Raw genomic sequence first — 13,351 nt, forward strand, 5'->3', positions numbered from 1 at the left:
GCCTCACCCTTTCGTTACAGCAAGCCGGGCATTTCCGCCACGCTCTAGAAAGGCAAGCCGCCCGCCATAGGTTTGCTGGAGCATTTGCTGTGTAAATACTTGCTCGGTTTTGCCATATGCCTGAAGCTCCACATTGAGCAGCAGAACAGAATCAAAATATTCCTCGACCGTCGCCAAATCATGATGGACGACGATAACCGTTTTGCCCTGCCGCTTCAGCTCTTGCAGCAGCGTAATAATCGCCTTCTCGGTTGCAGCATCGACACCTGCGAACGGCTCATCCATGAAATACAGCTGAGCGTCCTGCACGAGCGCACGAGCCAGAAATACCCGCTGCTGCTGGCCGCCAGACAGCTGACTAATTTGCCTTGTGGCGAAATCCGCCATGCCGACCTTCGCCAAGCATTCCATCGCAAGCCTGCGTTCCTTTGCTCCCGGGCGGCCGAACAGGCCCAGATGGCCGTAACGGCCCATCATGACCACATCCAGCGCATTCGTTGGGAAATCCCAATCGACCGACTCGCGCTGCGGCACATATCCGATCAGCCTGCGCTGCTGGCGGTACGGCTTGCCATAGATGAGCACTTCCCCGCTGAGGCGAGGAATGAGGCCGAGCGCCGCTTTCATCAGCGTAGACTTGCCCGCTCCATTGGGCCCGATTACGCCGATCAGCTCCCCTTCTGCTACGGAGAAAGATACGCTGCGCAGCACCGGTTTTTTCTGGTAAGCTACGCTTAAGCCTTCAATTGTCAAAGGAGCTGCCGTTTTTAAATGATTTTTCATAGTAGCCATCGCCTCTCACTGCGTCTTGTTATTTGAGTGCATTTACAATTGTATCTACGTTATGTTTAACCATACCGATATAAGTACCTTCTACCGTTCCGGGATCGCCCATCGCGTCAGAAAACAATTCGCCGCCGATTGTCACTTCATGCCCCAATTGGCGAGCACCCTCGATAACGGAATCGATGGATTTGCGCGGCACGCTGGATTCGATGAACACCGCTTTGATTTGTTTTTCAACGAGAAAATCTCTCAGCTCGCTTACATCCTTCGACCCATACTCAGACATCGTATTCATCCCCTGCAAGCCTGTGACCTCTAGGCCATAAGCTGCGCCAAAATATCCGAAGGCGTCATGCGCCGTTACGAGAATTCTGCCTTTTTCAGGAATCGTTGCGATTTGCTCTCTTGCATATTGATCAAGCTCCTCAAGCTTCGCTAGGTAAGCCTCAGCCCGTTCCTTGTAGCCCGCCTCGTTCGCTGGGTCTTTCTCCACTAGCGTATCGCGTATAACCTCAGTTGCAGACATCCACAGCTTAACATTGAACCAGATATGCGGATCATGGGTAGTGGAGTCTCCGCTTGGATTACCATGCAGCTCCGATTCTGGAATTTGCGAGGAGACTGCCACTGTTGGCTTTTGCTTCTCGAGCTTCTCGAACATCTCCCCCATTTTTCCTTCCAGATGCAAGCCGTTATAAAAAATAATATCAGCCTGATCCAGCTTCTTTACATCACCCTGAGATGCTTTGTATAAATGGGGGTCGATACCCGACCCCATAAGTCCTGTTACTGCAACATCGTCTCCACCAACCTCTGACGCTACATTAGCGATCATTCCGGTCGTCGCCGTGATTTTTAATTTTCCATCTCCGTTTGCTGTCTCGCTGCCACTGCCGCTTGTACAGCCTGCCAATACAATTGCGGATAAAGCCAAAAACATTAACGTCATAATTAACCTCTTCAACGCCGAATTCATTTTACGCTTCTTCTTCATTAGTCCAATCCCCTGCCCATCTATTTGTTTTCATTGCTTTGATTTATTTTGCCTATGCGAATGTAAGTTAGCTAAGCGCCTCTTTGTTTATATTATACAAAAAAGTTTCTCTAGTGCAACATTTTTTTTAAAAAAAGACCTCTCCAATCAGCAGCGCTGTTGAAAAGGCCTTATAGAATAAGCTATTTAACTAGGTTATTGCACCGTTGTTTCCGTACCTTCAGCTTCTGTATCCGTCGTAGCCGCGACATCCTTTGCCTTTCCTGGAACGCCGTTTAGGCCAACTTCATAATCATAGGCATCAAAAATTTTACGGGCAACCGGCGCTGCCGCCCAGCCGCCAAAACCGCCGTCCGGCATAATGACAGCAACTGCGAGCTTGGGATTTTCAGCAGGGGCATAAGCGATAAATACACCGTTATCCGCCGTTCTGCCTTTAACGGACGATTGCGCTGTCCCTGTTTTACGATTAAAGGTATAACTTACGCCATCGAAACCTTGCACTTTTACTTTTCCCATTCCTGTCTCAATTTCTTTCCAGTAAGCATCAGGGAGATCGACCGTATTGAGCACCACTGGCTCAAAGGCTTGCACAACCTTGCCTTCGGAATCTTTAATCTCATTGACAAATTGCGGCTTCATCCGCTTGCCATGATTAGCAAGCATCGTTACGTACTGTACCAACTGCAAGGCGGTATAACGAGCCTGTTGGCCGAACGAGGCACGAATGAGTGCCGATTGCGCACTTGCCGTCTCAAACTCATGGTAATAATCGACGCTTCCCTTTTTCTCCATGCGAAGTCCGCTTTCGGTAGAAACGCCTAGTCCAAACTCCTTCATATATTTGTCCCAGACATCGATTCCCTCGAGGCCCGGATATTTCTGGTTCAGCCTGCTACCAATCATTGCCGCCATAAAGGGGTTGGAGGATTTCTCAATAGCTTTAGCAGGATCAAGCGTTCCATAGACGTGACCGCCAGCATTTCCAATCGGAACCTCATGACCAGCTTTACCAAATCTGAATACGCCTGTATCGTTGTAAGTAGATTCTGTTGTAAACAAGCCTTCATTTAGACCAATTAAAACGGAAAGCGGCTTGAGCGTCGATCCTGGTGGAACGAGTGAAGATGGATGGCTTTTACGCTCCTCATCTGAATCGTATTTCGGATAGATCTCCGTAATCGTTCCATTATTAACAACATTCTCAATGTTGTCATAATCCTTCTGGCTAATGCTGCCGCCAGCCCAAATGTTCGGATCATAATCCGGCATACTAGCCATTGCGACTACTTTGCCTGTCTCCACTTCCATCGCAACTGCAAAGCCGATTTTTGCATAAGGCGCACGTTCAGCAGATATGGATGAAGTGCTGATTTTTCTAATCTGATCCATAATGGCCTGCTCTGATGTTTGCTGCACGCCCCGATTAATCGTCAGGTAAAGGTCATCGCCTTTTTCTGGATTCGTAATTTGCACAGGGCCGACGATAACCTCCTGATTGTTGACCGGATAGCTCTTCAGCCCGTTTTTGCCACGCAATATATCCTGGTACAATAGCTCAAGTCCGTCAAACCCAACCTCTTCATCCTCCAAATATTGGAGCTGCGGGTCTTTTTCCTGTGCCTTTTCCCCATAAAAATCCAAGTTTTCGCGTACACCCTTAAATTTCTTCAAGTACCCGACCAGTTGAACCGCCGTCGTATCCTGACTATAGTGACGCACGCTTTCCTCCATAATATCTAGACCGACAAAGCTGCTTTTATTGCCGAGAAAATAAGCAATTTCCTCATTCGTCAGCCCCGTTTTAATACGTCTCGGTGTTGAAATGGTATTGAGCCTAAACCCTAAATCCATCTGCATAATGACATCTTCCACCGTCATTTTCAAAGCTGGGTCTCCGTATTCATCAAACACCTCTACGAGCCTGGTAGCTTCCTCGGTAGCAAGCTTTTTCAGTTCTTCCGTTTTATAATTCGGTGGAATGCTGAAATAAAGCGACTGCATCGAAGTGGAATAGGCAATCGCTTTCCCTTCAGAGTCGTAAATATTGCCGCGAATCGGCGCGATTTTCACATTCCGCGTGCTTTTCTTGCTGCCCGCCGCACTAAGCGTCGGCCCTTCTACAAACTGCAAAATAGCCAATTGAATAATCAGTACGCTAAACAAACCGAAGACGATAAAGAAAAATAAGTTCAGGCGAAAGGAGAAATGGCGTTTATTATTAATTTCCCTTTTCTGTGGATCATCCGTCAACATGCTCACCTCAATTATAAATTAAATATACAAGGTGAAACGGCTGCCCTTGTCCTCTGGCGGTGCAGCTCGTTTCAGTCCGAGAAATATAAGCGTATTTATAGGTGTAAAACTTATAAATGCATATATTTTAAATTACATGCTTAGCTGCTTATCCCGAATATGCGTCTGCTCAAAGTCAGGCGAATTAAACCAATCGCCCGATGAAGCCCAAGTTGCATCCAGCGGCAGCCATTTTCCCTCTATACGCACTTCATTCCACGCATGGGGGCCAAAGCCGCCCTTCCCATCTGCGCCAAGCCCCGTTACGACCCGCACCTCGATGTCTACAGCTCGCGCCATCATGTCATACAATCTCGCAACATCGATGCAAACACCTTTTCGCGTATCAAATGTGTTTTGCGGAGATTGCTCCTGCCAAATGCCCTGCTCCTCGTAATTGCGGGCCTTGTCCCAATCATAGGCAATTCGCGTACCTAGCCACGCATACAGCGCCCTTGCTTTCGCCTCATCCGTCACTGCATCCTTGACGACCTGCACCGCCGCCTGCTCAATATCTGCTGGAATGGCATAATCAATCACTTCATATTTTCGCTGCAAAATATTTTGGAATTCCGCCTGCATCGCCTCGGCCAATACAGGCCCGCGTCCAGCGAGCATATCGCCCGCCACCGGTTCCAGCAGTACAGCAGCCTGCGTATACAGCGGCGATTGCTTAATCATCTGTGCTCCAACGCCATTCGGCAGCAAGGACACATACACGAACAGAACAGCAATGAATATGAAAGCTCGGCCTGCTCCATGGATACCGCCTAACAATGCCCCAAAAGCGCGGCTTGCCGCCCGCTGCCTTGGGAGAGCCATCCGCCGCTCCTGCTGGCGACCATCCCCGTCTACGTGAACCTTTCGCCTAAATATGAGCTCAAACAATGGGTTAAGCCCAGAGGCAGCAACGCGCAGCAGCATATAAATGAGCAGAAACAGCAGCACATAACGCAGCAGTGCAAAATCCCTTATACTCGTTATCAATGTGTACCACGCCTGCTCAATCGATCCCAGCGCTCTGCTAGGGACGATAACATGCTTCCTCAGCATATCCGCTGCAACAGGCGAAAGCTTGCCCGCCCAATGCGAAGCGAGGACAAGACAAGCCACGATGACGATACTTTCCCACACAAAAAAGAAAAGGCGCCTCGCCGATCCCGATGCGCCCCTAATCAAACCCTGAATGAGCGAGACAAGGAGCACCAGGAGAACGGCAGCTGTGACAGGCTCCATCATACTTTGGCTGCCTGTCTGAATCCATTCCGTCATTCCCGTTATCCCCCTCATTCATTGCTCAAAAACATTATTTATAGTAAAAGTGCTTATTGTTTGTTTTGTTTGGCTTGATCAATAATGGATTGAATCGTCTCGTCAATTTGCAATTTGAATAAATCATTTCCACGATAAGATACGGAAACCTCATTCGTTCCCGGCACCCCAGTCAGCGCTACGCTATCTGTCGCGACGGTATAGGAGCCGTCTTCATTCGTCGTAAACTTGGCGTTCTTCGCTTCGCCGATCATAGCCGAAATGGCTTCCTGCTTAAGGCTTCCGGTTGTTTCCTCCAGCTTCGTGCCAAATGCCTTCAAATCCTCCATCGTATACCCGCTGTAGACGATAACGCCAAACACGATAACGGCGACCAAAGCCCATTTCACAACGGTTTTGACGATACGGATAATAAGCAGCAGCACAACAAGAGCAATCGCGAGCACAAACCAATGCTCCTTCAGAAAATCGCTCCAAGTATTCCAATCATAACTTGTAAAATCCAGAAACTCCAACCTGACCCCTCCTATTATAACGTGCGGACACTGCTATTATCAAACATTATACCCCAGCTGTAATCCAGCGTAAACGCTAGGCACCTTGCTTTATACAGACATATCCTGTCCGACCTTGGCGTACAAGTAAATTATATGGCTCAGGGGCATGGCCTATGAATGGATTTGGCGCTGCCGCCATTTATACGCTCCCTGTTAGGCTGATAACAATTTGGAGGTGAAGCCTGATGAAAACCGCCATCTGGCTCTATTTTTTTCTGTTCGTCGCCTTTTTTGATTTGCATGCGCAATATCCTATTTTGACGCCTTTCGCCATCTCGCTTGGCGCAGCGCCCTCGTTCATCGGGCTGATGATGGGCATGTACTCCATTACGCATCTGCCTGGCAACCTCATTGCCGGCTATGGCGTTGACCGCTTTGGCAGCAGGCTGTTTATCGTCTTCAGCTTACTTGGAGCAGGGGTCATCCTCTTGTTTCAAGCCCAAGTGACGAATCCTTGGCAGCTGCTCGTCCTTCGCTCTATTAGCGGCTTCGTGCTCGCATTTCTCTCGCCGGCATGCCTGGCCTTGCTTGCCCGTATGACGAGCAACCGTACCGAGCAGGGCAAGCTTATGGCCGGCAACGGGCTCGTTCATACGCTGGCAACCGTCATTTCACCAGCAGCCGGCGCTTATATGGTGGCCAAAATCGGCTTCACCACCGCGTTTTATATGCTGGGCTGGATTTTAATCGTTACTGCGATATGCGCGCTGTTTTTCATTCGCGATATCCCGGCAGCAGCCGTCCCTGTTACTCCTGCCGGAATACAGCCCAAAAAGCTGGCTTCTCCGGCGCCTGCCGATTCGAAGTCCGTATCCTGGCTCATTTATGTATTGCCGGTCGGCATCAGCTGCGCGCAGGGCATATTATCCTTCGAGCTGCCGCTCATGGCGACAACGACCGCTGGCATGATGACGACGGGCTTGCTTTTTTCAGTTGTCAGCATCGGCGCCCTAATTACGCTCAGCATGCTGTTTCTCAACCGCTTCTCCGCCTATCGCCGTACTTTATGGGGAGCGCTCGCGCTGGCTTTGATTTATTTCAGCATTGCCGCTGATTCGCCGCTGCCCTTCGCCGTTATGCTGCTGATGGTAGGCATGGCAAAAGGCATCGTCATTCCCGCGATTTCAATCTTGCTTATTGAGCTAAGTGGAGGCGCACGCTATGGCCGCACCTTTTCCGCTCTATCCATTGCCTATTCGATTGGCGCCTTCCTCGGGCCAATGCTTGCCGGTCAACTGCGCGACTATATGTCGCCGTATTATATCGCCTTTCTCGCTTTGATGCTCGCTGTGTCGATTCTCCCTTTCCACCGCCGCAGCCCGCTCGTCACGCGAACCCATTTCTCATCATGACGTCCGCAAGCTTTTCCCCTTGTAATTTGATACAATCAATGAAAAAAAACAAGGTGATCAGCATGATAGACATTGCGATTATTGTAGAAGGAAAAAATGATAAAAGCCGCGTCAGGCGCGTGCTGGACGAAAGCATTCCGATCTATTGTACATACGGCACTCCCGGAACCGAGCAGCTTGAGAAGCTGCGCAAGCAAATCGCCGAGCGTAACGTTTATATTTTCACAGACAATGATTCGTCTGGCAAACGTATTCGGGGCATGCTGCGCGATGTGTTCCCTGATGCCGAGCATATTTATACGAGGCGCGGGTATTCAGGCGTAGAGCATACCCCTGAGGAATACGTCATCGCCCAATTGGAAAAAGCGGGATTAGAGGAACATATTCTGTATCCTCCTCCCGCTCCTACCCCGCAAGATTAAATATGAAGTATAAAAATAACGAACGATACCGTCACAATACTGAATACCGTTGACAAAAACACCGCCTGAGAAGCAAACTCCGGCTCATTGTCGAATTCCACAGCCAGCAGCACGCTGCTCAGCGAGGTAGGCACCGAGGCCGACACGATTAGCGCCGCAGTCGTCAGCTTATCGAATACGAACAGCCCTGTTGCGCTGATCATCCAAATAGCAAGAGCTGCCAGCAGCGGGCCCCCTATTAGCCGAAGCCCATTCGACAGCAGCACATTGCCCAGCAGACGCTTGTTAAACTGCCACTTCATGCTGCCGAGCTGGACACCGAGCGTAATAAGCGCTGTCCCAATAAATCCGTTTGCCAAATATTCAATTGGCGTCTGCAGCGGCTGCGGCAAATCTACGTCCAGACCTTTTAGTAGAAATGCAAGCGGAATGACATAAATGATCGGCATAGAAAAAATCGTCTTCAGCGTATCGCGCCATGACAGCTTATGGGCGTTCACGCTGTAGATGCCGTACGTATTCGGCAAAAAGGACTGCGTCGTCATGACCAATATTTGCACCGCCAGCGTCATGGGATTCCCAGCAAACGCCAGCTGATTGAGCGGTATGCCATAATTGGCACTATTATAGAACAGCACGCTGTTGCGCATGGAGCCGCGCATGCCTCCCTGCAGCCCTCGCATTTTCACAACGATTTCTACTGCTATAGCCTGCAGCAGCATGAAGATAACGACAAACAGCAGCACCTTCCAAATGAGGCTCATTTCAAGCTCTGTCGTACGCAGCAGTTGAAAAATGACAGCCGGCGAAAAAACATAAAAATTCAGCTTAGACAAGGTTTTGATATCCAAAGAAAAAAGCCGCTGCATTGAGAAGCCAATAGCTATCATCAATGTAAGCGGCGCAACGTTACTCCATAAAATATGATAAAAGATAGCCATCGCTATTCCTTGGCAAGCCGCTTCATATCAGCAACGATGCTTTCCGGCGTCAATTCCTCATCAACAGAAATCCACTTGCGAATTTGGCCTGTTTTGTCGACTAGAGTAATCACATTCATATGTGTAAAGCCGGTTCCTTCTTTATCCTTAATGACGCTCGCTCCAAAATCCTGAGACAGCTTGATGGCTCCCTCTGGATCATTCCCCCGCAAAAACAGCCAGCCCTGATCCAGCTTGGCATAATTGCGCTCCGCGAACGCCTTAATAACCTCCGTTGTATCACGCTCAGGATCGAACGTAATTGAGATCATTTCGGCATCTGTTCCCAGTATGCCCTCTTTCTCCAAGCCTTCCTGTACCTGAGACAATAGGAATGTCGTCGGCGGACACACGTCCGGGCAATTGGCAAAATAAAAATACACTAATCTTGCTTTGCCGTTCGTCGACTCCTTCGTCACTTTATTGCCGTCCAAATCCGTCAGCTCGAAGGCTGGCGCTTCTTGCAGAACCGGCATTGGCGTTTCCGGTTTGAAAACATTGGTCATTAATAAATAAATGCCCATCCCCAGGCAAAGTGCCAGCACAGCAATTTTGAAGCTATGCTTTTTCAAAAAATCCATTTTCCCCATTCCCCCCATGAAACTTGTCCCAAAATGACGCGTTATTTCACCGTATTAACGATCATTACAATGAATACAACCATTAAATAATTGACTGAGATAAGAAAATTCGTTTTTGCCCATTTTTCCGTATCCTTCGCCTTCAGGCCGCGAATCGTGTGAACCGCCCACAATACACTTCCTGCAACGGACAACACTAGAAAAACATACCCCGTGTAGCCATAATAAAACATGAGAAAACAAGTAGGTATAAGCAGAGCTACATAAGGAATCATCTGCAGCTTGGTCCGTCTAATCCCTTTGACAACAGGCAGCAGAGGGAAGCCAGCCGTGCGATATTCCTCCACGCGTCTAATGCCAAGCGACCAGAAATGAGCCGGCTGCCATAAAAATAACAGAGCGAACATGAGCCAAGCTCCTGCATCCACTTCATTCGTTACTGCGCAATAACCGATTACCGGAGGCATCGCTCCTGAAATTCCACCCACCGACGTACTCCAAGTGGAACTGCGCTTCAACCAAATCGTATAAATAACGATATATACGAACCAGCCTAAAAGCCCTAACCAGCCCGTAAGCGGATTAACGGCTATAAACAGCACCAATTCCCCAATAATGCCGAGCACAAGCCCGTACCCAAGCACAAACAGCGGCTTCATTCGGCCTGTCGGCAAAGCTCGCCCTTTCGTTCTCTCCATCTTCTGATCCAGCTCACGATCCCAATAATTATTAATGACGCAAGCAGACGCCATCGTGAGCGTGGAGCCAATCAGCATCCAGATCAGATCAAACCAAGCAATTTGCCATTTGGAAGCTACCCAAAAGCCGCCAACGGCTGCAAACATATTGAGCCGGAGCAAACCTGGTTTTGTCAATGCTATCAAGTCCTTAAACACGAAGCGAGCCTCCCGAGTATGTGACAAGGCGCAGGTAGCGCCCATACATTTCATTGGTCAATCGTTCTTAATCATACAGAAAAAACCACGTTATGACAACGCTCAAGCTTATTGTTCATCAATTTGCCACTCAAGCGTAAACGGCTGAAACCGTCCTTTGGCGGCGCAGCGCGTTTCAGTCCGAGAAATATAAGCGTATTTATAGGTGTAAAACTTATAAATGCTTATATTTCAAAAAGCGAAAATAATTTTGGAACCTTTCTCTGGGCTCACAATACACTAAGTATGTAGTTTAACGCCCATGATCATTCGCCTATTATTTGGTGGAGCATCATTGAGGGTTGAAAGGAGCCTGCCTGTGGCAGTCATCAAGACAAGTGCAGAGGATACGAAAATGCTGGCAAGACTGATGCGCGCAGAAGCGGAGGGGGATGGTGAGCTCGGCATGTTGATGGTTGGCAATGTTGGTGTCAACCGCGTACTAGGCAATTGCCTCGACTTTAGGAATATTCGCTCCATTCCGCAGATGGTGTTTCAAAGCCCCGGCGGCTTTGAGGCGACCCAGAAAGGCTATTTCTATCAAAAAGCGCGCGATCGCGACATCCGACTCGCCGAGCGCGTCATTAAAGGCGAACGGCAGCATCCAGCGTCGAATGCGCTTTGGTTTTTCCGCCCCGCTGCTGGCTGTCCTGGCACCTGGTACAATCAGTCGAACAGCGGCCGCTTCAAAGCCCACTGCTTCTTCGTTCCTACCCAGGCTAATTGTCCAAGTGTTTATTAGCATCAAAGAAAATGTAACAAATGATTTTTTATTTGGAAAGCGAGGAATTTCAAATGACGAATGGTTATGGTTACAAAACAGCGGTTAGTCCAGCAAATACAGGGGGCTATGGCTATCCTCATCCGATGGGCGGGCAGCCAATGCCAACGCCGATGCCGATGCCGATGCCGGCAATGATGCAGCCGATGATGGGGGGCCAAATGCCTGGCATGCAGCAGGTAGCAGGCATGCAAACGATGCAGCCGATGCCGGTTAACGTCCCTAGCGGCTCCTTCGTAACCCCATCAGGCGGCAATGTGGTTACTGTTCCAATCGTAGAGGAATCATACGTAGAAAATATTTTACGGCTTAACCGTGGCAAAATGGCTACCTTCTACATGACATATGAGAACAACCGTGAGTGGAACGCCAAAACATTCCGCGGCATTATAGAGGCTGCAGGACGCGACCACATTATTATTAGCGATCCAACAACAGGTATGCGCTACCTGCTCCTTTCCATTAATCTGGATTATGTCACCTTTGATGGTCCAATCAATTATGAGTATCCATTTCAAGGCGGCATGATTACAAACAGTACACCGCTAAGCACAAGCCGCGACTAGTTTAAATAGCCGCCGCTAATAGCATTTACTATTCTTGCCCTTCTTTTATTATGGAGCGGTAATTGGCTTAAACGTCCACACATGTACCTTTGCCGCGCCGCCCGGCACCCAATCGGCCATCTGGCGCCAAGAAGAACGCTCATTCAGGCGTTCTTTTTTTATTTCCTCCGCCTCCTCCAAGCTTTCTGCCTGCCACACCTCAACGAATAAATCCGGCTGATCTGTTCCTTCATAAACATGGAGTGCGGAATGAGCTGCTTTCATTTGCTCTACATAATGTAAATACTCGTTTTTATTTTCTGTTTTAATGCGATATTCCGCAAAGCAAATATACATCAATACATCCCCTTTTCATTTCCTTTACTCTCCTTCATAAATCAGCTTTCAGCCGTCGATACTACCGTATACGGAAGATTGAATGAAGATACTGGAGGTTGCTACCGTGGATACAGGAACACATTTAGTTATAGGCATCGGCCTTGCAGGCCTTGCCACCATTGACCCCGTTATTGCAGCTAATCAAACGCTGCATACGGCAGTCTTAATTGGAACGGTTGTTGGCTCGCAAGCTCCGGACGCCGATACACTGCTGCGCCTGAAGGGCAATGCCAGCTATATCCGCAATCATCGCGGGCTTTCACACTCGATTCCTGCAATAGCCATTTGGACTGTCATTATTACCGGCTTGCTGGAACTGTTTTACCATGGCAGCCTGCCATGGCTCCGTGTAGGAGGCTGGGTACTGCTCGCCGTTTGCGTCCATGTGCTGAGCGATCTATTTAATGCCTATGGCACACAAGCGATGCGACCTTTCACGGAAAAATGGATTTCATGGAACATTATACACATTTTTGATCCGGTGATCTTCATTACCCACATTATTGCTATTTTACTGTGGGCAATCGGGGCGATAAGCCCAACGATCATTTTTCCGATTCTTTATTTGTTTACAGCCGCTTATTTTGTATGGCGAACGATAGCCCAGCGAACGATTATGCGGAAGCTGCCTGCCTTGGATAAAGAAAATCTTTCGGCAGACGGATATCTGCTCATTCCGACCGTATCGCTCAGCATATGGAATGTGGTCAAGCATATGAAGGATGGCAGCTTCGCCGTTGGCGATTTGCGAAATGGCTCGCTCCGCTGGGTCGACAGGGTAAAATGCTCCGATCATCCCGCGGCTGCCAGATCCAAAAGCGATCCCGCGATTCGCTCCTTCCTCTACCTAACCAAATTTGCCTGCGCCGATGTCACAGAGCATGAATGGGGCTATGAGGTGCGTTGGTCCGATGTTCGCTACCGACATCGCAAGCAATACCCTTTTCTCGGTGTCCTGTTAATGGACAAGGAATATAAAACTTTAGGCTCTTACGTTGGCTGGCTGAGCGACGAACGCCTAATGAAGCGACTGCGAATGAATACTTATTAACAGCCCAGTCTTTATGGGTTGACGGCGGAAAGCTCCTTCCTTCACAATAGAAGGAAAGAGCTTTTCTTTATTTTATGCCATCGTGTCAAAAGAAAAAAGAAGAAGCCCAGGGTTTCCCCTGAGCTTCTCCCTTGTTTTGCCTTTTGTATAGAAAAAACGATTAACGGTAACCGCCAGACAATTGTTGTTCGGCAATTTGAACTAGTTTTTTCGTAATATAACCACCCAGCGAACCTGCATCGCGAGTAGAAATATTGCCGTAATAACCATCTGCCGGAATTTGAACACCAAGCTCTTGAGCTGCTTCGAGCTTCAATTGATTCAGAGCTTGCGATGCTTGTGGTACCACCAATGTGTTACTTGACATGAGGAATTTCTCCTTTCAGTATGGGCACTGTGAT

Annotated in this window: 15 protein-coding genes; 5 read left to right on the forward strand and 10 right to left on the reverse strand. The window is 48.7% G+C overall.

From position 1 onward, the window contains the following. Positions 1-3: 3 nt before the first annotated feature. From AC50YG_RS20750 to AC50YG_RS20770, 5 genes are all read right to left on the reverse strand, one after another. Positions 4-783 carry a metal ABC transporter ATP-binding protein gene (locus AC50YG_RS20750; protein WP_341281528.1) on the reverse strand — a complete coding sequence of 260 codons (780 nt, stop codon included), beginning with the start codon at positions 781-783 and terminating at the stop codon, positions 4-6. A gap of 28 nt (positions 784-811) precedes the next feature. Continuing rightward, a complete protein-coding gene (locus AC50YG_RS20755; RefSeq protein WP_494829207.1) occupies positions 812-1,780 on the reverse strand; it encodes a metal ABC transporter solute-binding protein, Zn/Mn family in 969 nt (322 codons plus the stop codon). A gap of 195 nt (positions 1,781-1,975) precedes the next feature. Then, positions 1,976-4,036, reverse strand: coding sequence for a peptidoglycan D,D-transpeptidase FtsI family protein (locus tag AC50YG_RS20760; RefSeq protein ID WP_494829209.1), 2,061 nt, complete (start codon positions 4,034-4,036; stop codon positions 1,976-1,978). 132 nt (positions 4,037-4,168) lie between these two features. Then, on the reverse strand, positions 4,169-5,347 hold the full coding sequence (locus tag AC50YG_RS20765) for a transglutaminase domain-containing protein (protein ID WP_494829211.1): 1,179 nt from the start codon (positions 5,345-5,347) through the stop codon (positions 4,169-4,171). A gap of 53 nt (positions 5,348-5,400) precedes the next feature. Continuing rightward, the gene (locus AC50YG_RS20770; RefSeq protein ID WP_473762248.1) at positions 5,401-5,862 is read right to left on the reverse strand and encodes a hypothetical protein; all 462 of its coding nucleotides are present in this window, start codon (positions 5,860-5,862) and stop codon (positions 5,401-5,403) included. A 227-nt stretch (positions 5,863-6,089) separates the two neighbouring features. Between AC50YG_RS20770 and AC50YG_RS20775 the strand changes: the two genes are divergently transcribed. Both AC50YG_RS20775 and AC50YG_RS20780 read left to right on the forward strand, forming a co-directional pair. Further along, entirely contained in the window at positions 6,090-7,256 is a 1,167-nt protein-coding gene (locus AC50YG_RS20775; RefSeq protein ID WP_494829214.1) for an MFS transporter, read from the forward strand. Between the two features lie 65 nt (positions 7,257-7,321). Beyond that, positions 7,322-7,678, forward strand: coding sequence for a ribonuclease M5 (locus AC50YG_RS20780; protein WP_494829385.1), 357 nt, complete (start codon positions 7,322-7,324; stop codon positions 7,676-7,678). Here AC50YG_RS20780 and AC50YG_RS20785 read toward each other — a convergent pair. Genes AC50YG_RS20785 through cyoE form a run of 3 tightly spaced genes read right to left on the reverse strand, consistent with a single transcriptional unit; the run spans position 7,675 to position 10,180 of the window. After that, complete coding sequence (locus AC50YG_RS20785; protein ID WP_494829216.1) at positions 7,675-8,619, reverse strand: AEC family transporter; 945 nt, start codon at positions 8,617-8,619, stop codon at positions 7,675-7,677. The two genes, AC50YG_RS20780 and AC50YG_RS20785, sit on opposite strands and share 4 nt — an antisense overlap. Positions 8,620-8,621: 2 nt before the next feature. Beyond that, the gene (locus AC50YG_RS20790; protein ID WP_494829218.1) at positions 8,622-9,239 is read right to left on the reverse strand and encodes an SCO family protein; all 618 of its coding nucleotides are present in this window, start codon (positions 9,237-9,239) and stop codon (positions 8,622-8,624) included. A gap of 41 nt (positions 9,240-9,280) precedes the next feature. Then, positions 9,281-10,180, reverse strand: a complete 900-nt coding sequence (cyoE, locus tag AC50YG_RS20795) for a heme o synthase (RefSeq protein ID WP_473762388.1) — start codon at positions 10,178-10,180, stop codon at positions 9,281-9,283. Positions 10,181-10,493: 313 nt separating this feature from the next. On the opposite strand from cyoE, the gene AC50YG_RS20800 reads away from it, so the two are divergent. Both AC50YG_RS20800 and gerQ read left to right on the forward strand, forming a co-directional pair. After that, positions 10,494-10,916, forward strand: a complete 423-nt coding sequence (locus tag AC50YG_RS20800) for a cell wall hydrolase (RefSeq protein WP_473762254.1) — start codon at positions 10,494-10,496, stop codon at positions 10,914-10,916. A gap of 53 nt (positions 10,917-10,969) precedes the next feature. Next, positions 10,970-11,521: a spore coat protein GerQ gene (gene gerQ / locus AC50YG_RS20805; RefSeq protein WP_494829221.1), complete on the forward strand. Its 552-nt coding sequence runs from the start codon at positions 10,970-10,972 to the stop codon at positions 11,519-11,521. 48 nt (positions 11,522-11,569) lie between these two features. Here gerQ and AC50YG_RS20810 read toward each other — a convergent pair whose 3' ends face one another. Next, positions 11,570-11,857, reverse strand: a complete 288-nt coding sequence (locus AC50YG_RS20810) for a hypothetical protein (RefSeq protein WP_494829223.1) — start codon at positions 11,855-11,857, stop codon at positions 11,570-11,572. Positions 11,858-11,963: 106 nt separating this feature from the next. Between AC50YG_RS20810 and AC50YG_RS20815 the strand changes: the two genes are divergently transcribed. Next, positions 11,964-12,950 (forward strand): metal-dependent hydrolase, encoded by a 987-nt coding sequence (locus tag AC50YG_RS20815; protein ID WP_494829225.1) that lies wholly within the window; start codon positions 11,964-11,966, stop codon positions 12,948-12,950. Between the two features lie 160 nt (positions 12,951-13,110). On the opposite strand, the gene AC50YG_RS20820 is transcribed toward AC50YG_RS20815, so the two are convergent. Further along, complete coding sequence (locus AC50YG_RS20820) at positions 13,111-13,317, reverse strand: alpha/beta-type small acid-soluble spore protein (protein WP_473762263.1); 207 nt, start codon at positions 13,315-13,317, stop codon at positions 13,111-13,113. Between the last annotated feature and the right edge of the window lie 34 nt (positions 13,318-13,351).

The organism is Paenibacillus sp. J31R34 (assembly GCF_059383715.1).

Coding starts and splice junctions, on each gene's coding strand:
- AC50YG_RS20785 (WP_494829216.1), bottom strand. CDS start 8,619: ATGGCTATCTTTTATCATATTTTATGGAGTAACGTTGCGCCGCTTACA.
- AC50YG_RS20765 (WP_494829211.1), bottom strand. CDS start 5,347: ATGACGGAATGGATTCAGACAGGCAGCCAAAGTATGATGGAGCCTGTC.
- cyoE (WP_473762388.1), bottom strand. CDS start 10,180: ATGGGCGCTACCTGCGCCTTGTCACATACTCGGGAGGCTCGCTTCGTG.
- AC50YG_RS20775 (WP_494829214.1), top strand. CDS start 6,090: ATGAAAACCGCCATCTGGCTCTATTTTTTTCTGTTCGTCGCCTTTTTT.
- AC50YG_RS20755 (WP_494829207.1), bottom strand. CDS start 1,780: ATGAAGAAGAAGCGTAAAATGAATTCGGCGTTGAAGAGGTTAATTATG.
- AC50YG_RS20820 (WP_473762263.1), bottom strand. CDS start 13,317: ATGTCAAGTAACACATTGGTGGTACCACAAGCATCGCAAGCTCTGAAT.
- AC50YG_RS20750 (WP_341281528.1), bottom strand. CDS start 783: ATGAAAAATCATTTAAAAACGGCAGCTCCTTTGACAATTGAAGGCTTA.
- AC50YG_RS20790 (WP_494829218.1), bottom strand. CDS start 9,239: ATGGATTTTTTGAAAAAGCATAGCTTCAAAATTGCTGTGCTGGCACTT.
- gerQ (WP_494829221.1), top strand. CDS start 10,970: ATGACGAATGGTTATGGTTACAAAACAGCGGTTAGTCCAGCAAATACA.
- AC50YG_RS20810 (WP_494829223.1), bottom strand. CDS start 11,857: ATGTATATTTGCTTTGCGGAATATCGCATTAAAACAGAAAATAAAAAC.
- AC50YG_RS20760 (WP_494829209.1), bottom strand. CDS start 4,036: ATGTTGACGGATGATCCACAGAAAAGGGAAATTAATAATAAACGCCAT.